The sequence below is a fragment of the Citrobacter werkmanii genome, assembly GCF_008693645.1.
In the GTDB taxonomy this organism is placed as follows: Bacteria; Pseudomonadota; Gammaproteobacteria; order Enterobacterales; family Enterobacteriaceae; genus Citrobacter; species Citrobacter werkmanii.
Map to the genome: position 1 here is coordinate 3,694,046 of NZ_CP044101.1, position 26,367 is coordinate 3,720,412.

Sequence of the window (26,367 nt, forward strand, 5' to 3'; positions counted from 1 at the left end):
TGTAAGAGGAAATGAGCATGGACTGGCTGGCAAAATACTGGTGGATTTTAGTGTTGGTGTTTCTGGTAGGCGTATTGCTGAACGTGATTAAAGATCTCAAGCGTGTCGACCCTAAGAAATATCTCGCCAATAAGCCGGAGCTTCCCCCGCATCGTGACTTTAACGATAAGTGGGACGACGACGACGATTGGCCAAACAAGGATCAACCGAAGAAATAATATGTAGGCCGGATAAGTTCCGTAGGCCCGGTAAGCATTAGCGCTACCGGGTATTAAGTGCCGGATGGCAACGCTTCGCGTTTTATCCGGCCTACTGTGATCAATCAGATCATCTCAATCACATCATCATCGTGAGGCTTACCACCGCTCAGCGCTTCATCAAAGTAGTGTTTCGGTACGGTAAAACGCAGATGATCGAGCGCAAACTGCATGCTGTGTTCATCAATGGCGTGCCCCAGATTTTCGACGATATCCAGCGTCACATCTCCACCGGCGCGAATTAACGCTTCCTGCGCAGCAACGGCGTGAGATAACTCAATCACCCGGTCTTCACCGCCGTGAATCAAATGTACCGTCGTAGCCGTGGTTGCAATCTCTGGTAAGGTGGCGTAGCGACCATTGAAGGCGATGACCCGCGATGCCAGCCCCGGCTCGGCTTTAATACTCTCAAGCGACATAATCGCCCCCTGAGAAAAACCAATCAGCGCGGTAGCCTGAGGTGAAACGCCGCTGTGTTTTTGCCAGTAGCGCACGGTTTCAATAAAGACCGGCATAATGGCGTCAACACGCGCCTGCCGGTTCTCCTCCGTTACGCCCTGAACCGAAAACCACTGACGTCCGGAAGGAGAACCATAAGGCTCAGCCCCGCCAATGCTGACGATGAGCGCATCCGGAAACAGCGGTGCAAACCAGGAGCCGATTTCGCCCATGGCAACCGGGTTATCGCCGACGCCATGAAACAGCAGCAGTAGCTGTTGAGCGGGTTTATCAGGACTTTGAACAACAAAATGGTCATGTTTCATGGCGATCTCCTTAACTGATGAGAATCATTCTACGCCGCTTAACCGCAATGACCATGTCAGTAAATTGAAGAAGTTAGTGAAAATTTTGCCATTGCATAATGCGATTTTGTAGCCGCTGTATACGTTCAGCATCCAACTGTTTCAGCGCCTGCGCCGCCTCGGCCCGCTGAACGACCAGCAGTGCTTTACGCCCGGGGATCTTCAACTGCTGGCACAATTCGACATCGCTGCGTTTAGCCTGTAAGCGGCCCCGCAAGGCCGGGAGAGGTAACTCGCTATGCTGAAGCAGACGAGTCAGACAGCCAAGCGACGTCAGTAATGGCCGATGGGCGAAGGCAAATCCCACCAGATCATTCCAGTCATGCTCATTAAGCGTAGACTCTTTCAACGGGTCCAGCGGAATGCCCTCACCGTTCCACTGCGTAAGTATCTCCGCATCGCGCCGCAGACGCAGGTGTTCGCGCCCGGCGAGGCGTTTTCCCGCTTCGCTAATAGGCAGTAACGCCATGGCGGTATAGCACCCGCTGCTGGCTTCGCGGTGATTGCCCATTCGCACCAGAACAAAACCACAGCGCTGCCAGAAACGCCAGAGTTCGACCGTATACCCAAAACTGACGGACAGATAGTCACATTGCGTGGAGTAACGCCGGGCCTGCATAATCAACTGCTGCCCGATACCTTCTCGCTGGCGAGCAGGATGAACCGCAATTCGGCTTACCCGCCGTCCAATGAGCGTTGCCGCCAACGGATCACCGCCGTGCGCCGCCAGTGACTGTGCAACCAGATTTCCTCGTGGTCGGCGATATCCTGCCCAAACGGCCTGGCTTAATTCCGCAGACAGTCCCCCTTCATCCACCAACCAGACGGCTCCCGCCACCGAGTCTGCACACGATGCCTGAAGGAAATGCTGGCCAGGCGCGTCCATCATTCGCCGCAGATCCAGTGGCGAAGTGCGATAGTGCGCCCCGGAAAGCAGTTGATATACCGCTACCGGCAGCGCCGGGTTGTCATACCAGGATTGTTGTTCAAATGCACTGAAATGGAGATCGCCCGACGGGGCATGCGTAAACGTTTCGTCGTCAAACAGCAGCGCATCGCTGACGATTTTCTCCAGCGGACATCCCAGCGCCCAGCGTACGGGCTGTTGTAACTCAAAACGTCGAAGATGGGGAAAGCGGGCGCAGAACTTCAACAAGAAGCCTCTGCCGGTTCCCTCATAGCCCTGAACGGTGGTGGTTAATAGCGTGCGGGGAAAACGCGCGACTAACTGATGCAGTAGCGGCGCGGGGATTGCGGCGGCTTCATCAACGATAAGCCAGTCTGCGGTTGCAGAACTGCTTAACAACGCGTCCGGGGCCATAAAGCGGTAACGTTCTGCGGCAAATTGCGCCAGCACATCGGTTGCCGCTTTGGCAGGCGCGGTAACAATTGCAGTCCCGTTGATACGTGCAATCAGTTGCCCCGCCAGCGCGGATTTTCCCCGACCACGCGCGGCCGTCACGGCAACCACGCCAGAAGGCATAGTCAGTAACTGCGATAAAATCAGCGCCTGTTCAGGCTGAGGTTCACCGGTTGCCGCGTGCCAGTCGGCGCAAGCAGCAAAGTGGGGATATGTAGCGGGCTGATGCTGCTGCCAGTGCAACGCCTGTCCATCACGGGAAATGACCCGTTTGACGTGTTCAACAAAATACGGCGTTGGAATCGGGTCAGCGCAGTCACTCCAGCGCAGTGAATCCGCGTCAGGATGCGTGTGCCAGCTATGCCAGGGTGGAGTCAGCAACACCAGCCAGCTGCCGGCGATCAGCGTGCCGCTTAAGGCGGCAAACGCCGCAGCGTCAAATCCCTGCCCGGCGTCAAAAACTGCATGATGGAATTCACGCCCTAGTAATGTTTGCAGCGCCTGCGGCGTACAGTTCGGCTCAGCAGGGGCTTGCGCCCCTACCCATAGCCAGTCACCGGGTAACGCGTTGCGTAGCGCTAATGCTTGCGCCTGACGCCAGCTATCCTCGCCGCTGATAACCAGCAGACGGCGGATGCCTTCGCGGGTCATCTGTTCAGTTAACGCCCTCAGCGCCGTGTTATCAGACATCCCTGCCTCTGTCTCTTAAATGCCTTTTCCAAAAGTATTGCACTGCCCCGGATCGCCACTGTCAAAGCCGCGTTTGAACCAGGTAAAGCGCTGTTCAGAAGTTCCGTGGGTAAAACTGTCCGGTACAACGCGGCCTTGTCCTTGCTGCTGCAGGCGATCGTCACCGATAGCTTGCGCGGCGTTCAGCGCCTCTTCCAGATCGCCGGACTCCAGCACGCCCTGCTGCTGCATACTATGGCCCCAGACGCCGGCAAAGCAATCCGCCTGCAGTTCCATACGCACGGAAAGACGGTTCACTTCAGCCTGTGAGGCATTCTGTTGCATCTGACGAACTTTCGGTTCAATACCCAGCAGTTTCTGCACGTGGTGGCCCACTTCATGGGCGATAACATAGCCCTGAGCAAAATCACCATCGGCGCCCAGCTTGTTTTTCATATCGTCGTAGAAGGAGAGGTCGATGTACACGGTGCCATCCGCCGGGCAGTAAAACGGGCCCATCACGGACTGGCCTGCGCCGCATCCGGTACGCGTAGCGCCCCGATACATCACCAGCTTCGGCTGTTGATAGGTCCGGCCCATTTTTTCAAACTGCTGTCCCCAGGTATCCTCCGTGGTGGCCAGAATCACCGAGGTAAATTTTGCCGCTTCATCATCATTTGGGCTGATGGAGTGTGATGATTGCTGTTGGGAAACGGGTTGACCGGTCATTAATCCGGTGAGATCCACGCCATAATAACCTGCGACCAGCACCACTATCAGCAGGATGATGCCGCCTTTACCACTGGGCAAACGAAAACCAGGCCCGCCCATAGAAGGGCCGCCGGAGCTGTTTCGTCTGTCTTCTACATTGTCACTTTCACGACGCCCTTGCCAGCGCATAATCACCTCAACTTTTTATTCATTATGATGATGATCGTAGGCGGTTCGGAACAGGATTACCATAAGAAACAGTAATCAAAATCGGCGAGATTGATGAGCCGGTGAGCGATCGCCGGCTCAAAGGGGAATTAGTCTAACTTGACACCCAGGCGATGCGCGACGGCTTCATAGGCTTCGATCAGACCGCCCAGGCTCTGGCGGAAGCGATCTTTGTCCATTTTATCCAGCGTTTCTTTGTCCCACAGACGGCTACCGTCCGGTGAGAATTCATCGCCCAGCACCACTTCACCTTTATACAAGCCAAACTCAAGTTTGAAATCGACCAGAATCAAGCCCGCATCATCAAACATCTTTTTCAGCACGTCGTTCGCTTTGTAGGTCAGCTCTTTCATACGCGCCAGATTCTCTTTGCTCACCCAACCAAAAGTTTCGCAATAGGAATCGTTAATCATTGGATCGTGCATAGCATCGTTTTTCAGGAACAGATCAAACAGCGGCGGATTCAGTTCAATACCTTCCTCAACGCCTAAACGCTTAACCAGTGAGCCCGCCGCGCGGTTACGCACCACACATTCAACCGGTACCATCTCCAGTTTTTTCACCAGACATTCGGTATCGGAAAGCAGTCGCTCCATCTGGGTAGGAATGCCCGCTTCTTGCAGTTTAGTCATAATGAAATGGTTGAACTTATTATTCACCATGCCTTTACGGTCAAACTGTTCAATGCGCGCGCCATCCCCTGCTGACGTATCATTGCGGAATTCGAGCACCAACAGGTCCGGGTTTTCCGTGCTGTATACGGTCTTCGCTTTACCACGATACAACTCAGCTTGCTTTTGCATCTTTATTACTCCTGGGTGTGAATTAACGATAAATATTGCGTTTTTCTGCCGACGCACACGTTTGCGTATCATATCAGAAAAAAAGGGCTGGAGTTATCCAGCCCTTCATTTTTACTTACTGAACGCTGCCTGGAAGACGGCGACCAGCGCGTCGTTCTGGCTTTGCGTCAGGGTATGCCCCTTCGGATCGATAAACTGCATACTACTGCGGTTATCTAAATCACCGACCTGCAGTTTATAGTCGCCAGACACTAAACCTGGATCGCTTGCGCCCAGTTCCTGCCAGCTGCTATCAGACAGTGGTTTGTAGGTCACGGCGATGCTACCCTGAGAACGGGTGCTGTCGGTCACTTTCATGCCCACTTTCTCAAGCGCTGCCGGCAGACGCTGCCACACCACGTTGAACGGTCCACGCACCACCAGCATTGGTAAACCAGTGTCGTCGGCGGCGCTCTGAACATCCATGGTTGCTGCAGAGCGGTTCTGCGCGGCATTCGCAGCATCTGTGGCGTTCTTATCCAGACCAGCAGAGATGACGTTCATCATCTCAGCGCTGTAACGCTGCATAGATGCCGCATCGGCTACAGGTTTACCCGCCTGCTCGAGGTTAGTCAGTTTCACCGTTACCGCTTGCTGATAGCCCTGCGGTTTAACCGAGATTTGATAACGTCCACGGTACTGCTCGTCTTCATCCAGACGGTTCCAGTCAACCCAGTCGGTGGTCAACGTCTGGCTGGCATCATCACGCTTAGCGATCGTGTAGTTTTTAGACTGAATGACGCTAACGACCTGTGGCCACAGCGTGTTGCCACGACCATTTTCCACCAGTAATGTCGACGTATCACCTGCGATCTGGGTACGAGCGCCAGTGACTAACGCTAACGGCTGGGCCGGTGGGCGAATATCCAGCGCTTTACCCACGGCACCGCTACCGTTGGTTACCGGGATATTATAATCACCTGACATAACCGGCAGAATCATCCCAGCTGGCGCATGAAGCTCAGCAAGCGGTGCGGCCTCCAGATAGGATTCATCACCGCTCACCTGGCGCTTATAGCGCGAGTCAGAACTACAGGCCGCGAGCAACATAACAAGCGAAACACCCGCAACCTTGGCCAGGCGCGACTTTTGTACTGAGTAAGCCATCAAATCTCCCTAAACTTTACAGCAAACCGGCATGCTTAAGCGCCGCCTTGACGATTTCACGAGCATTGTCCGTGATTGGCGTCATCGGCAGACGCAGCGTATCGGTCGCCACAAGTCCCAACTCCTTACATGCCCATTTCACTGGGATAGGATTGGGTTCGACAAAAAGTTTGTTGTGTAACGGCATCAGACGCTGGTTAATTACCCGCGCCTCGGCAAAATGCCCTGCAGCCGCCAGTTTGCACATTTCAGCCATGTCACGCGCCGCAACGTTAGACGTTACGGAAATCACGCCATGACCACCGAGCTGCATAAAATCCAGTCCGGTCGCGTCATCACCGCTGAGCAGAATGAAGTCGTCTGAAACCAGCTCTTTGATCTGGTGAACGCGACTTAAGTTCCCCGTGGCCTCTTTAATAGCGATAATATTTTTTACTTTCGCCAGACGGCCAACGGTTTCTGGCAGCATATCGCAGCCAGTACGGGACGGCACATTATACAGAATTTGCGGCAGGTCAGTATGTTCAGCGATGGCTTTGAAATGCTGGAACAAACCTTCCTGGGTTGGGCGGTTGTAATACGGCGTCACCGTCAGGCAGCCGACAACACCGCTATCGTTGAAACGCTGCGTCAGACTAATGGCTTCTGCGGTCGCATTGGCGCCCGTTCCGGCAATTACCGGAATACGCCCGTCGGCCAGCTCCAGCGTCATCATCACCACATCGCCATGTTCATCATGACTCAGGGTGGCAGACTCACCGGTGGTGCCAACCGAAACGATCGCCGAGGTGCCGCTGGCGACATGATAATCAATCAGTTTTTTCAGGCTCGACCGGCAGACTTTACCTTTCTCATCCATCGGCGTAACAAGCGCGACAATACTTCCCGTGAACATGGGCCATCCTCTGTGCAAACAAGTGTCTCAATGGTACGTTTGGTACGACAATAAAAGCAAGCGACCAGAGCCGTTCTGATTGTTGTATGCATGTTTTTTTTATGCTTTCCTTATGATTACCTCACCGCTCAAAGGAAGAACAGGTTTGACATCGTCATCGCAACACTATCTGGTCATTACTGCGCTGGGTGCCGACCGCCCAGGAATTGTGAACACCATCACGCGTCATGTCAGCAGTTGCGGCTGTAATATCGAAGACAGCCGACTGGCGATGCTGGGTGACGAATTCACATTTATCATGCTGCTGTCAGGCACCTGGAATGCCATCACCCTGATTGAATCAACCTTGCCGTTGAAAGGCGCTGAGCTGGATTTATTGATTGTCATGAAGCGCACGACTGCGCGTCCCCGCCCAGCAATGCCCGCCACGGTATGGGTGCAGGTCGATGTCCCCGATTCTCCACATTTGATTGAACGCTTTACCGCCCTGTTTGATAGCCACCAAATGAATATTGCGGAACTGGTTTCACGCACGCAACCGGCTGAGAATGGAAAGACGGCGCAGTTGTTTATTCAAATTACCGCACATAGTCCTGCGTCACATGACGCGGCAAATATTGAAGATGCGTTTAAAGCACTCTGTACAGAACTCAATGCGCAAGGCAGTATTAACGTCGTCAATTACTCACAGCATGATGAACAGGATGGAGTTAAGTAATGAACCCACTGAAAGCCGGTGATATCGCACCGAAATTTAGCTTGCCGGATCAAGACGGAGAACAAGTAAATTTAACCGACTTCCAGGGACAGCGTGTTCTGGTTTATTTTTACCCGAAAGCCATGACACCCGGCTGTACCGTACAGGCCTGCGGCCTGCGCGATAACATGGATGAGTTAAAAAAAGCAGGTGTTGAAGTGCTGGGAATCAGCACCGATAAACCGGAAAAACTTTCCCGATTCGCGGAGAAAGAAGTTCTTAACTTCACGCTCTTGTCCGACGAAGATCATCAGGTTTGCGAGCAGTTCGGCGTCTGGGGTGAGAAGTCATTTATGGGCAAAACCTACGATGGCATCCACCGCATCAGCTTCCTGATTGATGCTGAAGGGAAAATTGAGCATGTGTTTGATAACTTCAAAACCAGCAATCACCACGACGTGGTAATGAACTGGCTGAAAGAGAACGCCTGATTCACGTTTTTCTGAAAAAAGCCTGATGGCGCTTTGCTTATCAGGCCTACAGTTTGCACACTTTGTAGGCCGGATAAGGCGTTTACACCGCCATCCGGCATCAACCTCGGTTATTCAAACGTCCCTTTGACGCAGGCTTTTTTCTCTCTGACTACCGCTTTTCCCTTCGCCCACAGGTGATTCACCTCCAGCGCGTCGTTCAGCACCAGAATATCCGCATCGCATCCCACAGCCAGACGCCCTTTATGCTCCAGCCCTAAAAATTCTGCCACCGTACGCGTCAGCGGACACAGCGCCTGTTCCAGCGGTATAGTATGAACCTTCACCAACTGGCGCACCGTTTCCGCCAGTGATTCAAACCCCGCGACGCCAATCCCGGTGAGATTACCTGACTCATCAAATTCCGGTTGGCTGCCGTTGCCGTCCGAGCTCAGGGTAATGCGCGACAGCGGCACATTTTGGCGCAGCGCCGTGGCAATAGCCGTGGCCGGATCAACAGGCTCATCAATGCTGCTGGTAATATCGATAAAACCGCCTTTGCGGGCATACTCCAGTGCCGCCTGGAACAAGGGTTCCGCACGGTTAACGTGAGTCGGCAACAGTTTAGTTATCGGCACGTCGCAGTTTTCAAGGATCTGATACAACGGTTCCAGCATGCGCGGGCTGTCGCCCATATGGAAAACGCTGATCCCCGGTTTGCGCCCTAACAATCCACCGACGCGCGACTGCGCCGCCATGTTCGCCAGTGCCTGGGTATCTGGAGCTGAAGAACGATGGTCCGAAATCGCACACTTCACGCCAATCACTTTATCGATCAGCGCCACGTCGCGATCGATGCTGCCGGTGATAGTCGGGGAAGGCAGAGAATACGCTCCGGTCAGCATCCAGGCGCTGATACCTTCAAACTCCAGCGCGCGGGTTTTCGCCAGCAGCGACTCCGGATGACGGGTAATACCATCTGTGCCCAGCAATCCCACCACCGAAGTGACGCCAGCTTCAACCAGCCGTGACAAACGCACTTCCGGCGTGCGGGTGTGCGGCCCCGCTTCACCGCCACCGCCAATCAAATGGACGTGCTGATCGATAAACCCCGGGCACACAATCGCGCCGTCCAGATTGACGCACTCGCAGCCGGGAAAGTCTTCAGGAGAAATCGACGGCGCGATGGCAACAATTTTGCTGCCGGATACCAGTATATCCTGTCGCCCTAGATCTTCCGGCGCGTACACATGTCCCTGCTGGAACAATGTCAAATTAAGAATTGAACAGTTCATAACCTTCCTTGTCAGGCAATAACCTGCATGACCCAAATAGAGAGCAGTGCATTAATGACGCACACCGCAATAATAAGCGGATAGTAACGAGGATGGACCCCCGCAGTCCCCAAACAACGTCCCACATTTTGCACCGGATTACCCATCAGGTAGATAGCGGGTAATAATACCGTGGCATCATGTCCCGAAAGCGTACCGGCAACAACCAGGCTGGCGCAAACACCGACGCCGCCTCCCATACTCATGACCGCCGCCAGAAGGACGGTGGCAGATTCGCCCGGCAGCCCCCATAACGCCATCACGGGCTCACATACCCGCCCGACAATCTCGAGCAGCCCCGTTACTTTCAGCGCCTGGATAATCACAAACGCCATCACCACGTTCGGTAACAGGCTGGTTGTTGCTATGGTAAACCCGCGCCGTGCGCCATCGATAAACATATCCATGACGTTTTTACGTACCTGCGTTGTCATCTCAGGCCTCCTGCTGCGTACGGCGATTTTCCAACTGCGCAATCCATAAGCGCAGCAGGTTAGCCCCCACAAATTTGAACACGAGGATCACCGCCAGCGGCGTAATCACCGGAACGGTAACCATCGTAAACAGCGCGGCCCCTGAGGAAAAATAGTTGGTAATACAGGCGCTGCCGCTGGTTTGCCAGCAGGCAAAAACGGCACGTTCCTGTTCAGTGATAATGCCCTCTTCAGCCATTTCTTTCGTCATCCCGGCTGCGGCATCGGTATTTTGCAAATTCGCGATCAGCGCCAGCGAACAAACACCTGGAATTCCGAGCAACGGGCGCAGGACTGGCGTCATTAACTGTTGTGCGGCGCGCAATCCACCTAACCCTTCGGTGACGGAGATAATCCCCAGAGAAAGAATGACGGAAGGCGCCAGCTCCAGTGCGAATAAAAAGCCATCTTTAGCGCCCATGCCACCCGTGCCGCGAAAAGAGATGGCCGTATCGCCTGCCGCATTAACCTTCCCAAACGCACCGTTAAGGACGGTGAAGTCAAATACCCGCCACCATTCGGTACTTTTCGCAAACATGCCGGAAAAAAGAATAATTGTAATAAAAAAAGCGAGATAACCGCCCCATCCCACCTTTTGCTGCGTGTGTGTGTTGTGACCCATGTTGTTCTCCTGTTGGTCTTATTCCTTGCGTGACGAAAAGACATCACGCGGGTCAAGTTAAAGACAAACGCGGAGAAAAACGACACCAGAGGAGATTATTCAGAAAGTGTGGATAGAGGTCAGACAAGTTCAGCTCCGGCGACATTGCATCGCCGGAGTTTGCAGATTAAGGTTCGTCAACGGCCTGACCATCAGGCCAGGCATGCATGACGGCTTTGATAAGCGTCGCCAGAGGAATCGCAAAGAATACGCCCCAGAATCCCCACAGCCCGCCAAAAATAACGACCGACAGAATAATCACCAGCGGGTGCAGATTAACGGCCTCGGAGAACAGTACCGGGACCAGCAGATTACCGTCCAGCGCCTGGATTATCAGGTACACGGCAAAGCAGCTCCAGAACTCGGTGCCAAGCCCGAACTGGAACAACGCCACTCCGACGACCGGAATCGTCACCACAAAAGCGCCGATATACGGGATCAAAACCGAGAACCCCACCAGCACCGCCAATAGCAGAGAATAGTTGAGGCCAAACAGCAGGAAGCCGAGCCAGGTCGCCACGCCGACCACCACCATTTCCAGCACCTTTCCGCGGATATAGTTGGTGATTTGCTGATTCATCTCTTTCCATACCTGTCCCGCCAGTCCGCGATTACGCGGCAGTACCCGACGCACGGCGTTCAGCATCTGACCTTTATCTTTGATCAGGAAGAATACCATCAACGGGACAAGCACCAGATAGACCGCCAGCGTCAGCAATCCGACCAGAGAGGCTAACGAATATTTCACCACCGAATCGCCCATGGTGAGCATCCGCGAGCGCATATTCTCCGCCATCGCATCAATAATGCCCGCATCCATCAGCGCCGGATAACGTCGTGGCAAAGTGGCGGCAAAATCAGATAATTTATTGAGCATACCGGGCATATCGCGGATCAGGTAAATCCCCTGCTGCCACGCGACGGGCATCACGACAAACGCCATCAGCAGCAAAATACCGACAAACACCACCAGCACGATTGATGTCGCCCAGCGCCGTGAACAGCCGATATGTTCCAGCCGTACAGTCGGCCACTCAAGCAGGTACGCCAGCACAATGGCGACCAACAGCGGCGCCAAAAGACCGCTAAAGAAGAACAGGATGCCAAAACCGGCAACCAGAATAATTAGCAGGGCGATGGCCTCGGGGTCGCTAAAGCGGCGGCGATACCATTGCATCAACATTTCGAGCATAAAACCCTTCCATGAACCCAATAGCGGGATTGCGATCCCGAATTGTATCGAAATGTCACAAAAAAGACTTCGCTTTTTATGGCTGATTACGCAAAGTGAAAAGACATTTTTCCTGGGTGTTCATCGTCAGGTTTCACAGTTACACTCCCTAAGCTTGCGGAGTGTGAACGATACTTCACGGCATTGGTCAAATGGCTATCTCAAAAAAGAATACAGGACAGAGGTTATGTTCAGGCAGTTGAAAAAAAACCTGGTTGCTACCCTCATTGCCGCACTGACCATCGGTCAGGTTGCGCCCGCATTTGCCGACCCCGCGGACACCCTGCCTGATATGGGAACCTCGGCAGGGAGTACCCTTTCCATAGGACAGGAAATGCAGATGGGCGATTTTTATGTACGCCAGCTGCGGGGTAGCGCGCCGTTAATTAACGATCCGTTGCTGACCCAATATATTAATAGTCTGGGGATGCGTTTAGTTGCACACGCCGACTCGGTAAAAACGCCCTTCACCTTCTTTTTAATCAACAACGATGAAATTAACGCCTTTGCCTTCTTTGGCGGCAACGTTGTTTTGCACTCCGCACTGTTCCGCTATTCCGATAACGAAAGCCAACTGGCATCGGTTATGGCGCACGAAATTTCCCACGTCACGCAGCGTCACCTGGCGCGAGCGATGGAAGATCAGAAACGCAGCGCCCCGCTAACGTGGGTCGGTGCGTTAGGATCCATTTTATTGGCGATGGCCAGTCCCCAGGCGGGTATGGCGGCGCTGACCGGTACGCTGGCGGGTACGCGCCAGGGAATGATCAGCTTTACGCAGCAAAACGAACAGGAAGCGGACCGCATCGGTATTCAGGTACTGCAACGCTCGGGATTCGATCCCCAGGCCATGCCGACATTCCTGGAAAAACTGCTCGATCAGGCCCGTTACTCTTCGCGTCCACCGGAAATTTTGCTGACCCACCCCCTGCCAGAAAGCCGTCTGGCAGATGCGCGTAACCGCGCCAACCAGATGCGCCCGGTCGTCGTCCAGTCTTCAGAAGATTTTTATCTGGCCAAGGCGCGAACCTTAGGCATGTATAACTCTGGTCGCAACCAGTTGACCGATGACTTGCTGAGTAGCTGGTCGAAAGGCAACGTACGCGAGCAACGTGCGGCGCAGTATGGTCGGGCGTTGCAGGCAATGGAGGCCAGTAAATACGACGAGGCGCGTAAAGCGCTGCAACCATTGCTGACGGCCGAACCAAACAATGCCTGGTATCTTGACCTGGCAACGGATATCGATCTCGGCCAGAAGAAAACCGGCGACGCGATTAATCGCCTTAAAAATGCTCGAGACCTGCGAGTCAATCCGGTACTGCAGCTCAATCTGGCAAATGCGTATTTACAGGGCGGACAAGCCAAAGAAGCAGCCAATATCCTGAATCGTTATACGTTTAACCACAAGGATGACCCTAACGGCTGGGATTTGTTAGCGCAAACGGAGGCTGCTCTCGGTAACCGCGATCAGGAACTGGCTGCCCGTGCGGAAGGGTATGCCCTTGCAGGGCGTCTTGACCAGGCGATTTCGATGCTCAGCAGCGCAAGTTCGCAGGTCAAACTGGGAAGCCAGCAGCAGGCCAGATACGATGCCCGTATCGACCAGTTGCGCCAGTTGCAAGAACGTTTTAAACCGTATACGAAGATGTAATTATCGAACTCTTGCCGGATGGCGATGCTGTAGCGTCGCCATCCGGCAGTATTGTTATGCAAGGAGAAGTCATGTCAGACGCGATTAAAATCTACCATAACCCACGTTGTTCCAAGAGCCGCGAAACGCTGGAATTGCTGAAGTCCAACGGCGTGGACCCGGAAGTAGTACTGTATCTGGAAACGCCGGCAGACGCCGCAACCCTGCGTGAACTGCTGCAGATGCTGGGCATGTCCAGCGCGCGCGAACTGATGCGCCAGAAAGAAGATCTCTACAAGTCGCTTAACCTGGCGGACAAGAATTTGAGTGAAGATACGCTGATTCAGGCGATGGTTGAAAATCCGAAGCTGATGGAGCGCCCCATTGTGGTTGCCAAAGGCCAGGCGCGGATCGGACGTCCGCCGGAGCAGGTACTGGAAATCGTCGGTTAACCTGAAATCGCCGCACTCTTTTCGGCTGCGGCGTTTACAGTTTCAAAATCTCTTTTACGAACGGAATGGTCAGCTTACGCTGGGCGGTGATCGATGCGTGATCAAGCTGATCCAACGTCATAAACAGCGTACGCATTTCCCGATCCAGACGTTTAAGCAGGAAACGTCCCACATCTTCCGGCAGTTCAAACCCACGAAGCCTGGCGCGTAATTGCAGCGCCTGCAGCTTATCTTCATCGGAAAGCGGCTGCAGCTTGTAGATCTGTCCCCAGTCCAGTCGCGAGGCGAGATCCGGTAACCCCAGATTGAGCTGCCTTGGCGGGCGATCGCCGGTGATCAGCAGACGCGTTTTCCCAGACTCCAGAATACGGTTGTAGAGATCAAAGATCGCCATTTCCCACAGCGAATCACCGGCCACACATTCGATGTTATCAATGCATACCAGCGATAAATGCTCCATACCGTCGAGCACCTCGGGAACAAACCAGGTGCGCTTATCGAGCGGCACGTAGCCTACCGCATCGCCGCGCGCAGACAGTTCCGCACAGGCTGCATGCAGCAAATGACTACGGCCAGCGCCTTCACGCGACCAGAGATAAATATACCCGCTATGTTCCTGACGCAGCACGTTTTGCAGTGCAGCCAGTAAAGAGGAGTTATCCCCCGGCCAGAAACTTGCAAACGTTTCGTCGTCAGGAAGATAAAGTGGCAAAGAGAGCTGTGCCGGTGTGTTCAGAGATACCTCAACCCAGGATTTCATAAAATCGCGTTGAGTTTAACACAGAAATGCGTCGCGATAGAACCGGGCAGCGATGCCGCCCGGTCAGAGACTTACTGTTGCGGGCTGTCTGCATCTTTTGCGTCGAGCACCACTTCTTCCGGACGCAGCAGGCTGATGACTTTAAAAATCAAGCTCAGGCAGACACCAACGATGGTCGCCAGCGCCATGCCTTTCAGCTCTGCGGCGCCAATGTGAACTTTCGCGCCACTCACGCCAATGATCAAAATGACCGAGGTCAGGATCAAGTTCTGAGCTTTGTTGTAGTCAACTTTTGATTCGATCAGTACGCGAATACCGGAAGCACCAATCACGCCATACAGTAACAACGATACGCCGCCCATGACCGGCAGCGGGATGATCTGGATCGCCGCCGCCAGCTTGCCTACACAGGAGAGCAGAATGGCAAAAATCGCGGCGCCGCCAATAACCCAGGTACTGTAAACGCGGGTAATCGCCATTACGCCGATGTTTTCGCCATACGTGGTGTTCGGCGTAGAGCCAAAGAAACCGGAGATGACCGTAGACAGGCCGTTGGCGAACATAGAACGATGCAAACCAGGATCGCGAATCAAATCTTTTTTCACGATATTTGCCGTCACTACCAGGTGTCCGACGTGTTCAGCGATAACCACCAGCGCAGCAGGCAAGATGGTCAGAATGGCAACCCATTCAAAACGCGGCGTATAGAGAGTCGGCAGCGCAAACCAGTGCGCCTGGGCAATCGGCGTGGTGTCCACAACGCCCATCACGAAAGAGAGCGCATAACCGGCCAGCACCCCAATCAGAATCGGGATAATCGCCATAAAACCGCGGAACAGTACGGAGCCAAATACCGTCACCGCCAGCGTCACCATCGAGATGATGATGGTTTTCGAATCCGGTAATTGCCCTTCAGCAGGCAGTAATCCCGCCATGCCCGCAGCAACACCTGCCAGCTCCAGGCCGATGACGGCAACGATTGCGCCCATCGCCGCCGGAGGGAACATCACATCCAGCCAGCCGGTGCCTGCTTTCTTAACGATGAAAGAAACCAGGCAGAACAGGACGCCGCACATAATGAAACCGCCCAGCGCCACTTCATAACCTAACGGCAGCAGCAGCAGCACCGGAGAAATAAACGCAAAGCTGGAACCGAGATACGCGGGAATTTTACCCTTACAGATAAAGAGATACAGCAACGTACCAATGCCGTTAAACAGCAAAACGGTAGCCGGGTTGATGTGGAACAGAACTGGCACCAGTACCGTAGCGCCAAACATGGCGAACAGGTGCTGCAAACTAAGCGGGATTGTCTGTAAAAGCGGCGGTCTTTCACTTACCCCGATAGCACGGCGCGTCATAGTGTTTTCCTCTGAGTGTTGTTTGTTATTAGCGATTAGGTTGTTGTATTCAAAAAAAAGCCGACTCTTAAAGTCGGCTTCTTTTCACTTATTCGTTTACTTGGTACCAAAAATCTTATCGCCGGCATCGCCAAGCCCCGGAATAATGTATCCGTGCTCGTTCAGTCCCTGATCGATGGAGGCCGTGTACAGCTCAACATCCGGGTGCGCTTTTTCCAGCGCCGCGATACCTTCCGGCGCCGCAACCAGCACCAGCACTTTAATGCTGGTGCAGCCTGCATTTTTCAGCAGGTCGATGGTGGCGATAACGGAACCGCCGGTCGCCAGCATCGGGTCTACGATCAGCGCCATACGCTCATCGATGTTAGAAACCAGCTTCTGGAAATACGGAACCGGCTCCAGCGTTTCTTCGTTACGGTACATACCGACAACGCTGATACGCGCGCTCGGAACGTTTTCCAGTACGCCTTCCATCATGCCCAGACCGGCACGCAGGATTGGCACAACGGTGATTTTTTTACCTTTGATTTGGTCTACTTCAACCGGACCGTTCCAGCCCTCAATGGTCACCTTTTCGGTTTCCAGATCAGCGGTTGCTTCATAAGTCAGCAGGCTGCCAACTTCCGAGGCGAGTTCACGAAAGCGTTTAGTGCTGATATCGTTTTCACGCATCAGTCCCAGCTTGTGTTTGACGAGTGGGTGTTTGACTTCCACGATCTTCATACTCTTCTCCTTTCCTCAGACGAGTGGCAACCACAAAAAAAATCGCCGGATTATACCGCTTTTCGTCTCTGGCGCAACACTGCATCCGCTTGATATGGATCAACCAAAGTCGTTTGCGTCTGGATGATGAGTATAAAACAAGCCCCGTACTCATGGCGGAGCTTGTTATCAATGCTATGAATTTTAAAGATATTCAGCATTAGTCTGGATGACGTTTTGATACCATGAAAAAGATTTCTTAGGCGAGCGTGCTAATGTCCCACTACCGTCATTATTTTTATCGACGTAGATAAACCCGTAGCGTTTTTTCATCTCCCCCGTCCCGGCCGAGACTAAATCAATACACCCCCACGGGGTATATCCCATCAGTTCCACGCCATCTTCCACCACCGCTTTTTTCATCTCACGTATGTGGGCGGCAAGGTAGTCGATACGGTACTGGTCGTTGACTGTACCATCGCTCTCGCGCACGTCGATGGCGCCAAATCCATTTTCGACAATAAATAGCGGCAGTTGATAATGATCCCAGAACCAATTCAGCGAATAGCGCAGACCGACCGGATCAATCTGCCAGCCCCAGTCCGATTTTTGCACGTACGGGTTAGGTACCAGGCTTTTCGACTCATCGTAATCTAACTGGGGGTTATCCGCCGTAGCCTGCGTCGCGAAAGACATATAGTAGCTAAAACCGATGTAATCAACGCAGCCCAGGGCCAGCGCCTGACGGTCTTCCTTGGTGATATCGAGTTCAAAGCCACGGCGAGCAAAGTAGTTGAGAAGATGCTGCGGGTATCTACCACGCACATGCACGTCGGTAAACCAGTAACGACGGTGCATGGCGTTCATCGCCATCATCATATCGTCTGGCGCGCAGGTCAGCGGGTAGATTGGACACATGGCAATCATGCACCCTACCTGCAACGCGGGGTTAATTTCACGCGCGGTCTTCACCGCCAGCGCGCTTGCCACCAGTTCATAGTGCGCAGCCTGGTACATGACCGGCTCGCGATCTTCACCAGGCTGGTACTTCAGACCAGAATTAGTAAAAGGGGCGAAGTCTTCGTGATAATTCGCCTGGTTGTTAATCTCATTAAACGTCATCCAGTACTTCACTTTGTGCTGATAACGCGTGAAAACCACCCCGGCAAAACGGACAAAGAAATCGATAAGTTTACGATTGCGCCAGCCGCCGTATTCCGTCACCAGATGGTAAGGCATCTCAAAATGCGACAGCGTAATTACCGGCTCAATGCCATATTTCAGACATTCGTCGAACAGATCATCATAAAACTGCAGGCCGGCTTCATTAGGTTGCGCTTCATCGCCTAATGGGAAAATACGCGTCCACGCAATGGAAGTACGAAAACATTTAAAGCCCATTTCAGCAAACAGCTTTATGTCCTCTTTATAGCGGTGATAAAAATCAATCGCCTCATGGTTAGGGTAATTTTTACCGGCGATCACACCGTCAGTAATTTCACGCGCCACACCATGCGCCCCCGCCGTCATCACATCAGCAACGCTAATTCCCTTTCCACCTTCCCGCCAGCCACCTTCCAGTTGGTGAGCGGCTACAGCGCCCCCCCACATGAAATCTGCTTTAAATCCAGACATACCTTCCCCCTATCATGATTACCCTGTTCAAAACACTCTCGGTGAGGTCCGTAACAGAAAACAGAAACCGGTTTCAGTACGATACTGCGCATTTGGCTGGCTGGTTTCAAGCACAAGAATGTACCCGGTTTCATTTTCGTGGCGCGATTCAAACAAATAGATAAATGACTGTAAAATGCTGAAAAAATCAGCAGATAAAACTTGATGCAGAGCAGGCTCGCAAACGTTTGCTTTCCCTGTTAGAATTGCGCCGAATTTAACTTTTACTGCAAGTAAACATGTGGGGAAGCAGGCAGTGACCGATAAAACCTCTCTTAGCTACAAAGATGCCGGTGTTGATATTGATGCAGGTAATGCTCTGGTTGATCGAATCAAAGGCGTAGTAAAGAAAACGCGTCGCCCGGAAGTAATGGGTGGTCTGGGTGGCTTCGGTGCGCTGTGCGCATTGCCGCAAAAATATCGTGAACCGGTACTGGTTTCCGGCACAGATGGCGTAGGCACAAAACTGCGTCTGGCGATGGACCTGAAACGCCACGACACCATTGGCATCGACCTGGTCGCGATGTGCGTCAACGACCTCGTGGTTCAGGGTGCTGAGCCGCTGTTTTTCCTCGACTACTATGCGACTGGCAAACTGGATGTGGATACCGCAGCCAGCGTCATTAATGGTATTGCCGAAGGCTGTCTGCAGTCAGGCTGTGCGCTGGTGGGCGGTGAAACGGCTGAAATGCCGGGCATGTACCACGGCGAAGATTACGACGTGGCTGGCTTCTGCGTTGGCGTCGTCGAAAAATCCGAGATTATCGACGGTTCAAAAGTGGCTGACGGCGACGTGCTGATTGCGCTCGGCTCCAGCGGCCCGCACTCCAACGGCTACTCCCTGGTACGTAAAATCGTTGAAGTCAGCGGTTGTGACCCTGAAACCACCGAGCTTGAAGGCAAGTCGCTGGCCGATCACTTACTGGCCCCGACCCGTATTTACGTAAAATCCATTCTGGAGCTGATCGGGAAGGTTGATGTGCATGCCATCGCCCACCTGACCGGCGGCGGCTTCTGGGAAAATATTCCGCGCGTCCTGCCAGACAACACACAGGCAGTGATCGACGAATCCTCATGGCAGTGGCCAGCCGTCTTCACCTGGCTGCAAACGGCGGGTAACGTCAGCCAGCACGAGATGTACCGTACCTTCAACTGCGGCGTAGGCATGGTCATCGCCCTGCCAGCTTCGGAAGTGGACAACGCCCTCGCTTTGCTCAATGAGAAAGGTGAAAACGCATGGAAAATCGGTATCATCAAAGCCTCTGATTCCGAACAGCGTGTGGTCATTGAATGAAAAACATTGTGGTGCTCATTTCCGGTAACGGAAGCAATTTGCAGGCGATCATCGACGCCTGCGAACAGAAAAAAATCAATGGCACCATACGGGCAGTATTCAGTAACAAGGCCGATGCGTTCGGCCTTGAACGTGCACGAGAAGCGAATATTCCGGCACATTCGCTGGAGGCCGCTCAGTTTGCCAGCCGCGACGCATTTGACCGCCAACTGATACAAGAGATTGACGCCTACGGCCCCGATGTCGTGGTGCTGGCCGGTTATATGCGCATCCTCAGCCCGGCGTTTGTTGCTCACTATTCTGAACGGTTGCTGAATATCCACCCGTCTTTATTGCCGAAGTATCCCGGTTTGCACACGCACCGTCAGGTACTGGATAACGGCGATGAAGAGCATGGAACCTCCGTCCATTTTGTTACTGATGAACTGGACGGTGGACCGGTTATTCTCCAGGCCAAGGTTCCGGTATTTGAAGGCGACAGCGAAGATGACGTCACTGCCCGGGTTCAGGCCCAGGAACATGCGATTTACCCGCTGGTGGTAAGCTGGTTTATCGATGGTCGCCTGAAGATGCGCGATAACGCAGCATGGTTGGACGGCGTTCGCCTGCCGCCGCAAGGCTACGCCGCCGACGAATAATCACATCTTCCGGTAGGCCTGATGGCGCTTCGCTTATCCGGCCTACTATTCTTCCCCCCTTTCTCTTTGCTATCAGACAGTTTATTGTCATATTTTTCTGGCACAGTTGGACATCTGAGAGCAATGCTCGCCATAATAAATCGGTAGTGTCCCGTGAATGAAACGGAGTAAAAGTGGTAATGGGTCAGGAAAAGCTATATATCGAGAAAGAACTCAGCTGGTTAGCGTTTAACGAACGTGTACTCCAGGAAGCTGCTGATAAATCAAACCCGTTGATCGAACGGATGCGTTTTTTAGGCATCTATTCCAATAACCTCGACGAGTTTTACAAGGTTCGTTTTGCCGAACTGAAGCGCCGAATCATCATTAGCGAAGAACAGGGTTCAAACTCTCACTCCCGCCATCTGCTCGGCAAAATCCAGGCCCGCGTATTAAAAGCCGATCAGGAATTTGACGGCCTGTATAACGAATTACTGCTGGAGATGGCGCGTAACCAGATTTTCTTAATCAACGAACGCCAATTGTCGGTGAATCAGCAGAGCTGGTTACGCCATTACTTCAAGCAATATCTTCGCCAGCACATTACGCCGATTCTGATTAACCGTGAGACGGATTTAGTCCAGTTTCTGAAAGATGACTATACCTATCTGGCGGTGGAGATTATCCGTGGTGATACGATCCGCTACGCGCTGCTGGAAATCCCTTCTGACAAGGTTCCCCGTTTTGTGAATTTGCCGCCGGAGACCCCGCGTCGTCGTAAGCCGATGATCCTGTTGGACAACATTTTACGTTATTGCCTTGACGATATTTTCAAAGGGTTCTTTGATTACGATGCGCTGAACGCCTATTCGATGAAAATGACCCGCGACGCGGAATACGATTTAGTGCACGAGATGGAATCCAGCCTGATGGAGCTGATGTCATCCAGCCTGAAACAGCGTCTGACCGCCGAGCCTGTGCGCTTTGTTTATCAGCGAGATATGCCTAATGCGCTGGTCGAGGTGCTGCGTGAAAAACTGACCATTTCTCGCTACGACTCCATCGTTCCCGGCGGGCGTTACCATAACTTCAAAGACTTTATTAACTTCCCCAATGTTGGCAAAGCTAACCTGGTGAATAAACCACTGCCCCGTCTGCGTCACATCTGGTTCGATAACGAGAAATTCCGTAACGGATTTGATGCAATCCGCGAGCGTGATGTACTGCTTTATTATCCGTATCACACCTTTGAACATGTGCTGGAACTGCTGCGTCAGGCCTCCTTCGACCCAAGCGTACTGGCGATAAAAATCAACATCTACCGTGTGGCAAAAGACTCGCGCATCATCGACGCGATGATCCATGCCGCGCATAACGGTAAGAAAGTCACTGTCGTCGTGGAACTGCAGGCACGCTTCGATGAAGAAGCCAACATTCACTGGGCCAAACGTCTTACCGAAGCGGGCGTTCACGTCATCTTCTCCGCCCCAGGCCTGAAAATTCACGCCAAGCTGTTTCTTATCTCACGTAAAGAAGGCGATGACGTCGTGCGCTATGCGCATATCGGGACCGGTAACTTCAACGAAAAAACGGCGCGCCTCTATACCGATTACTCATTGCTTACCGCCGATTCACGCATTACTAACGAAGTTCGCCGGGTGTTCAACTTCATTGAAAACCCATATCGTCCGGTAACATTTGATTATCTGTTGGTTTCTCCGCAGAACTCACGTCGCCTGCTGTACGCCATGATCGACAAAGAGATCGCTAACGCACAGCAAGGGTTACCTTCAGGAATTACGTTAAAACTGAATAACCTGGTCGACAAAGGTCTGGTGGATCGTCTCTATGCAGCCTCAGGCTCGGGCGTGCCGGTCAATTTATTGATTCGCGGTATGTGTTCTCTGATCCCGAACCTTGAAGGCATCAGCGACAATATTCGCGTTATCAGCATTGTTGACCGCTACCTCGAACATGACCGGGTTTATATCTTTGAGAACGGCGGCGATAAGCAGGTGTATCTCTCCTCGGCTGACTGGATGACAAGAAATATCGACTATCGTATCGAAGTCGCTACCCCACTACTTGATCCACGCCTCAAGCAACGCGTGCTGGATATCATTGATATTTTGTTTAGCGATACGGTGAAGGCTCGCTTCATCGATAAAGAACTGAGTAATCGCTACGTGCCACGTGGAAACCGCCGTAAGGTTCAGTCACAATTGGCGATTTACGACTACATCAAATCACTCGAGCAACCTGACTAACGATATGCCAATACACGACAAGTCACCACGACCGCAGGAATTTGCTGCGGTCGACCTGGGTTCAAACAGTTTTCATATGGTCATTGCCCGCGTGGTTGATGGTGCAATGCAAATCATCGGACGACTGAAACAACGCGTACATCTGGCGGATGGGCTCGGCGCAGACAACAAGCTGAGCGAAGAAGCAATGGAGCGCGGATTAAGCTGTTTGTCGCTTTTCGCCGAACGACTGCAAGGTTTTCCCCCGTCGAGCGTATGTATCGTGGGAACCCATACTCTACGTCAGGCGCTGAACGCGACCGATTTTCTCAAGCGAGCAGAAAAAGTCATCCCCTACCCGATTGAGATTATTTCTGGCAATGAAGAAGCACGTCTGATTTTTATGGGCGTTGAACACACCCAGCCGGAAAAAGGCCGCAAGCTGGTTATCGATATCGGCGGCGGTTCAACGGAACTGGTGATCGGCGAAGATTTCGAACCCAAACTGGTCGAAAGCCGCCGTATGGGCTGCGTTAGTTTTGCTCAGATGTATTTCCCGGGCGGCGCTATCAGTCGGGAAAACTTCCAGCGCGCCCGCATGGCGGCAGCGCAAAAACTTGAAACGCTAACCTGGCAGTTTCGCATTCAGGGCTGGAACGTTGCGCTGGGCGCGTCGGGTACCATTAAAGCGGCACACGAAGTGCTGCTGGAGATGGGGGAGAAAGATGGTTTTATCACCCCCGAACGTCTGGAAAAACTGACCGCTGAAGTGCTGAAGCACGCGTCATTCGATGCGCTCAGTTTGCCGGGACTGTCAGAAGAACGAAAAGCGGTGTTTGTACCTGGGCTTGCTATTTTGTGCGGCGTTTTTGATGCGCTGGCGATTCGCGAGCTTCGGCTGTCCGATGGCGCGCTACGTGAAGGCGTGCTGTATGAGATGGAAGGCCGTTTTCGCCATCAGGATGTACGTAGCCGCACCGCCAGCAGCCTGGCGAATCAGTACAACATTGACAGTGAGCAAGCCCGGCGTGTGCTGGAAACCACCATGCAGATGTATGACCAGTGGCATATTCAGCAGCCAAAACTGGCCAATCCCCAGTTGGAAGCGTTACTGCGCTGGGCTGCGATGCTGCATGAGGTTGGGCTGAATATTAACCATAGCGGCCTGCATCGCCATTCTGCTTACATTCTACAAAATAGCGATTTACCGGGATTCAATCAGGAACAGCAACTGATGATGGCAACATTAGTTCGTTACCATCGTAAAGCTGTGAAACTTGATGATTTACCCCGCTTTACGCTGTTTAAGAAAAAACAGTTTCTGCCGTTAATCCAGCTATTGCGTCTGGGGGTATTACTGAATAATCAGCGTCAGGCGACAACCACGCCGCCGACCCTAACCCTGCTAACCGAAGACAACCACTGGACCTTACGCTTCCCACATGACTGGTTCAGCCAAAATGCGCTGGTACTGCTCGATCTGGAAAAAGAGCAGCAATACTGGGAAGCGGTAACCGGCTGGCGTCTCAAAATTGAAGAAGAAAGCTCACCCGATATCGCAGCATAAGCTCCCAACAGGTGCCGGCTCGTCTGGCACCTGCTCTTCCAGCGTTTCGCGCAGCGGCAACGGTTTGCCAATCAAATACCCCTGCAGGTAATCAATTCCCAGCGAAATCACCGCGCTGCGTATTTCTTCGCTTTCGACATACTCCGCAACCACCAGCATTCTTTTCATCCGCGCCAGATGACAAATGGAGGCCACGATTTGGTAATCGAGGCTGTTCGAAACGATATTACGAATAAAACTGCCGTCAATTTTCAGGATATCGGCATTCACATTTTTCAGTCGCGCATAGCTGGCATATCCGGTGCCAAAATCATCAATCGCAATCTGACAGCCCAAAGATTGCAGCTGTAGTAACGTCGCCTGTGCCTGTTCCGCATTGGTTAAGGCATTGCTTTCCGTCACCTCAAAGATGAGTTGCCAGGCTTCAACTTTGTATTTCGTCAGTAACTGATTGATGTCATGCGGAAGCCGGGCACGGCATACCGATGTAGGTGATAAGTTAATAGCAAACCGACGGGCAGGCATTTGTTCCCGATTCCGCGCCATAAATTTCAGCGTGTTTTCAATCACCCACATGTCGATGCTGGATGACAAACCAAACTCGTGCGCTACCGGCAAGAAATTATCCGGAGCGATAGTTTCACCATCATCCCCATGAAGTCGCAGCAGAATTTCATGATAGACATCGCCACGCACGCCAGCGATCGGCTGCGCCATCAGGAAAAAGCGATTGTGCTCCAGCGCCTGCTGCAGACGGTTCATCATCGCAACCTTATCTTTCAGGTCACGTTGCAAGTGCATCACGCCGCGTCGCTGCATATTTTCTGGAGAATTGGTCGCCAGAGATATTTCGGCAATGGTGCTTAACTCACCGAGCAATAAATAAATGTGGTTAACCGGAGCGCGAACATAGCAAAAGCTGATGCCAACCTGCGGCTGTAAAGGCATGCCATCCCAGATAAAGCGGAATTGCTTAATATGCCTGTCCAGGGCTTCAATGCGCTCCTGGTGAGCCTCTGTGTTAAAACGCAAAACGAGATCATTACCCGATAATTGATAGACATGCTCATCCGGTTCTAACAGAGGTGTTATCCACTGAGCGAGCTTTTGCTTGTACTGGATACGCAGCATAATGCCGTAATTTTTCACCAGCAGTTCCATGCCGGGCACGCGCAAAAAGCAGAGCACTGACCAGGGCGCTTTTTTCAAATCCCGATTCAACGCACGCAAGTTTGGAATATGTACCATTGGATCAAAGAATGCCAGACGATGGTTCCGTCGGGTAACAAACCGCTGGCGCGTTGCCAGTACGGCAATGAAATTCACTATAAAGGAGAAAACCAGATAGCTCGATGAGGTAATGGCAAGCTGGGTATCATAGCCCGAATACCAGGGCATATAGCGCTGATAATAATGAATTGCAGTAATAAGTACGACTGACCATATCAACGAAATAAATCTATAACCGTAACGCATTGCGCCCCATAGCATAACGGGCAGTAACAGTGACAAGGTATAATTCGTGCTAAATATTGAGCTTTGTTCATTTAGCGGCATACACAACATTGACATAAATGCGGCCAATATAATCGACCAGACTGCAAGCTCTGTTTTGGTAACTTTGCTGTCAAACTGCTGCTTTAACTGAGAAAAATAGCCTCTCAGGTGCAATGGATTGCGAATCGTTCGAATAATAAGATAGCACAGTGGTACCCCAACCAGATTCCCCGCCAGCATAGCCTGATAATTGATTAACGTGCCGGTGTTAAAGGGCATTACGCCCACCATGCCTGATTTGCTCTCATAGACGCCCACAAAGGCGGCAAACTGGAAGAGAATCAGAAACAGCGTTGCCGGGCAGAACACCTGCCAGAACATTCGCTGAAACATCAGGTGAGAATCGCCGTGGGAAACATTGTTGCGTCGGGGAACGAATACCTTATACCCGCCCCAACTAAGCACTAGCGTAACTATAAAGTGAGAAATTATTGAGAGTGTTTCAAATAGTCCAACCTGCGGATATTTATACCCGATTATGGAAATGATAATTCCTGGCAATGCCGCCCAGCCAAAAAAGAGCATCAGACTAATCATCAGCGCCAATGGCAGATAGAAAAGTATTACGGTCCCCGTACTAATATGGGCATAGGTGTTGGCAGTGCTCAATATAGGCAACAGCAAAGAAGGCAAGATGAGAGGTAACGCCCACCATCTATCTCTAATACCAATATATTTTTTATTGAGTTTCATAGATGCTCAGTAGAATCCCACACATCCTGTAGGGGGTATTCAGACAGGCATCCCACCTGACTTTAAATCGTTAAAG

24 protein-coding genes and 1 pseudogene are annotated in these 26,367 nt (G+C 52.4%); 10 read left to right on the top strand and 15 right to left on the bottom strand.

Translation table 11 applies throughout. The features are described from left to right. Positions 1–17 precede the first annotated feature (17 nt). Positions 18–218 (top strand): membrane protein, encoded by a 201-nt coding sequence (locus tag FOB24_RS18415; RefSeq protein WP_003037974.1) that lies wholly within the window; start codon positions 18–20, stop codon positions 216–218. 104 nt (positions 219–322) lie between these two features. Here the strand turns inward: FOB24_RS18415 and ypfH are convergent, their stop codons facing one another. From ypfH to dapA, 6 genes are all read right to left on the bottom strand, one after another. Further along, positions 323–1,021 carry an esterase gene (gene ypfH, locus FOB24_RS18420; protein ID WP_150345292.1) on the bottom strand — a complete coding sequence of 233 codons (699 nt, stop codon included), beginning with the start codon at positions 1,019–1,021 and terminating at the stop codon, positions 323–325. Positions 1,022–1,094: 73 nt separating this feature from the next. Next, positions 1,095–3,110, bottom strand: coding sequence for a tRNA(Met) cytidine acetyltransferase TmcA (locus FOB24_RS18425; RefSeq protein WP_150345293.1), 2,016 nt, complete (start codon positions 3,108–3,110; stop codon positions 1,095–1,097). 15 nt (positions 3,111–3,125) lie between these two features. Continuing rightward, positions 3,126–3,989, bottom strand: coding sequence for a KPN_02809 family neutral zinc metallopeptidase (gene ypfJ, locus FOB24_RS18430; protein WP_085049253.1), 864 nt, complete (start codon positions 3,987–3,989; stop codon positions 3,126–3,128). Between the two features lie 128 nt (positions 3,990–4,117). Next, a complete protein-coding gene (gene purC / locus FOB24_RS18435; RefSeq protein ID WP_003835086.1) occupies positions 4,118–4,831 on the bottom strand; it encodes a phosphoribosylaminoimidazolesuccinocarboxamide synthase in 714 nt (237 codons plus the stop codon). Between the two features lie 111 nt (positions 4,832–4,942). Further along, positions 4,943–5,977, bottom strand: a complete 1,035-nt coding sequence (gene bamC, locus FOB24_RS18440) for an outer membrane protein assembly factor BamC (RefSeq protein ID WP_038642564.1) — start codon at positions 5,975–5,977, stop codon at positions 4,943–4,945. A gap of 16 nt (positions 5,978–5,993) precedes the next feature. After that, positions 5,994–6,872: a 4-hydroxy-tetrahydrodipicolinate synthase gene (gene dapA / locus FOB24_RS18445; RefSeq protein WP_006683510.1), complete on the bottom strand. Its 879-nt coding sequence runs from the start codon at positions 6,870–6,872 to the stop codon at positions 5,994–5,996. 145 nt (positions 6,873–7,017) lie between these two features. Here dapA and FOB24_RS18450 point away from each other — a divergent pair, with 145 nt between their 5' ends. The 3 genes and pseudogenes from FOB24_RS18450 to FOB24_RS24665 all read left to right on the top strand — a co-directional run. Beyond that, the gene (locus tag FOB24_RS18450) at positions 7,018–7,590 is read left to right on the top strand and encodes a glycine cleavage system transcriptional repressor (protein WP_038642566.1); all 573 of its coding nucleotides are present in this window, start codon (positions 7,018–7,020) and stop codon (positions 7,588–7,590) included. Then, positions 7,590–8,060 (top strand): thioredoxin-dependent thiol peroxidase, encoded by a 471-nt coding sequence (gene bcp, locus FOB24_RS18455; protein ID WP_038642568.1) that lies wholly within the window; start codon positions 7,590–7,592, stop codon positions 8,058–8,060. Before FOB24_RS18450 ends, bcp begins: the two co-directional genes overlap by 1 nt. A 21-nt stretch (positions 8,061–8,081) precedes the next feature. Beyond that, positions 8,082–8,240: pseudogene (locus tag FOB24_RS24665) on the top strand (hypothetical protein); the annotation flags it as partial. Here the strand turns inward: FOB24_RS24665 and iadA are convergent. The 4 genes from iadA to FOB24_RS18475 form a co-directional block, all read right to left on the bottom strand. Further along, complete coding sequence (gene iadA, locus FOB24_RS18460) at positions 8,171–9,334, bottom strand: beta-aspartyl-peptidase (protein ID WP_150345294.1); 1,164 nt, start codon at positions 9,332–9,334, stop codon at positions 8,171–8,173. The pseudogene FOB24_RS24665 and the gene iadA sit on opposite strands and share 70 nt — an antisense overlap. An 11-nt stretch (positions 9,335–9,345) precedes the next feature. Then, on the bottom strand, positions 9,346–9,807 hold the full coding sequence (locus FOB24_RS18465) for a YjiG family protein (protein ID WP_003037948.1): 462 nt from the start codon (positions 9,805–9,807) through the stop codon (positions 9,346–9,348). A gap of 1 nt (position 9,808) precedes the next feature. Beyond that, on the bottom strand, positions 9,809–10,468 hold the full coding sequence (locus FOB24_RS18470; RefSeq protein ID WP_085049255.1) for a nucleoside recognition domain-containing protein: 660 nt from the start codon (positions 10,466–10,468) through the stop codon (positions 9,809–9,811). 166 nt (positions 10,469–10,634) lie between these two features. After that, positions 10,635–11,699: an AI-2E family transporter gene (locus FOB24_RS18475; RefSeq protein WP_006683504.1), complete on the bottom strand. Its 1,065-nt coding sequence runs from the start codon at positions 11,697–11,699 to the stop codon at positions 10,635–10,637. A 226-nt stretch (positions 11,700–11,925) separates the two neighbouring features. Between FOB24_RS18475 and bepA the strand changes: the two genes are divergently transcribed. After that, positions 11,926–13,389, top strand: coding sequence for a beta-barrel assembly-enhancing protease (gene bepA / locus FOB24_RS18480; RefSeq protein ID WP_038642574.1), 1,464 nt, complete (start codon positions 11,926–11,928; stop codon positions 13,387–13,389). Positions 13,390–13,460: 71 nt separating this feature from the next. Beyond that, positions 13,461–13,820, top strand: a complete 360-nt coding sequence (gene arsC, locus FOB24_RS18485) for an arsenate reductase (glutaredoxin) (protein WP_126317574.1) — start codon at positions 13,461–13,463, stop codon at positions 13,818–13,820. Positions 13,821–13,854: 34 nt separating this feature from the next. Here the strand turns inward: arsC and FOB24_RS18490 are convergent, their stop codons facing one another. The 4 genes from FOB24_RS18490 to FOB24_RS18505 all read right to left on the bottom strand — a co-directional run bounded on the left by FOB24_RS18490 (position 13,855) and on the right by FOB24_RS18505 (position 18,278). Beyond that, positions 13,855–14,556, bottom strand: a complete 702-nt coding sequence (locus FOB24_RS18490) for a DnaA inactivator Hda (RefSeq protein ID WP_211924219.1) — start codon at positions 14,554–14,556, stop codon at positions 13,855–13,857. A 95-nt stretch (positions 14,557–14,651) separates the two neighbouring features. After that, on the bottom strand, positions 14,652–15,941 hold the full coding sequence (gene uraA / locus FOB24_RS18495; protein WP_038642578.1) for a uracil permease: 1,290 nt from the start codon (positions 15,939–15,941) through the stop codon (positions 14,652–14,654). 96 nt (positions 15,942–16,037) lie between these two features. After that, positions 16,038–16,664: a uracil phosphoribosyltransferase gene (gene upp, locus FOB24_RS18500; RefSeq protein ID WP_038642580.1), complete on the bottom strand. Its 627-nt coding sequence runs from the start codon at positions 16,662–16,664 to the stop codon at positions 16,038–16,040. Between the two features lie 183 nt (positions 16,665–16,847). Next, positions 16,848–18,278, bottom strand: a complete 1,431-nt coding sequence (locus FOB24_RS18505) for a 6-phospho-beta-glucosidase (RefSeq protein WP_150345295.1) — start codon at positions 18,276–18,278, stop codon at positions 16,848–16,850. A 295-nt stretch (positions 18,279–18,573) separates the two neighbouring features. Between FOB24_RS18505 and purM the strand changes: the two genes are divergently transcribed. From purM to ppx, 4 genes are all read left to right on the top strand, one after another. After that, positions 18,574–19,611, top strand: coding sequence for a phosphoribosylformylglycinamidine cyclo-ligase (gene purM / locus FOB24_RS18510; protein WP_150345296.1), 1,038 nt, complete (start codon positions 18,574–18,576; stop codon positions 19,609–19,611). Beyond that, positions 19,608–20,249, top strand: coding sequence for a phosphoribosylglycinamide formyltransferase (gene purN / locus FOB24_RS18515; protein ID WP_085049257.1), 642 nt, complete (start codon positions 19,608–19,610; stop codon positions 20,247–20,249). The genes purM and purN overlap by 4 nt, the downstream gene beginning before the upstream one ends. Positions 20,250–20,428: 179 nt before the next feature. Beyond that, on the top strand, positions 20,429–22,495 hold the full coding sequence (ppk1, locus tag FOB24_RS18520) for a polyphosphate kinase 1 (protein WP_069324466.1): 2,067 nt from the start codon (positions 20,429–20,431) through the stop codon (positions 22,493–22,495). A 4-nt stretch (positions 22,496–22,499) separates the two neighbouring features. Then, positions 22,500–24,041: an exopolyphosphatase gene (gene ppx / locus FOB24_RS18525; RefSeq protein ID WP_038642590.1), complete on the top strand. Its 1,542-nt coding sequence runs from the start codon at positions 22,500–22,502 to the stop codon at positions 24,039–24,041. On the opposite strand, the gene FOB24_RS18530 is transcribed toward ppx, so the two are convergent. Next, positions 24,021–26,291, bottom strand: coding sequence for a bifunctional diguanylate cyclase/phosphodiesterase (locus FOB24_RS18530; protein ID WP_150345297.1), 2,271 nt, complete (start codon positions 26,289–26,291; stop codon positions 24,021–24,023). The two genes, ppx and FOB24_RS18530, sit on opposite strands and share 21 nt — an antisense overlap. Between the last annotated feature and the right edge of the window lie 76 nt (positions 26,292–26,367).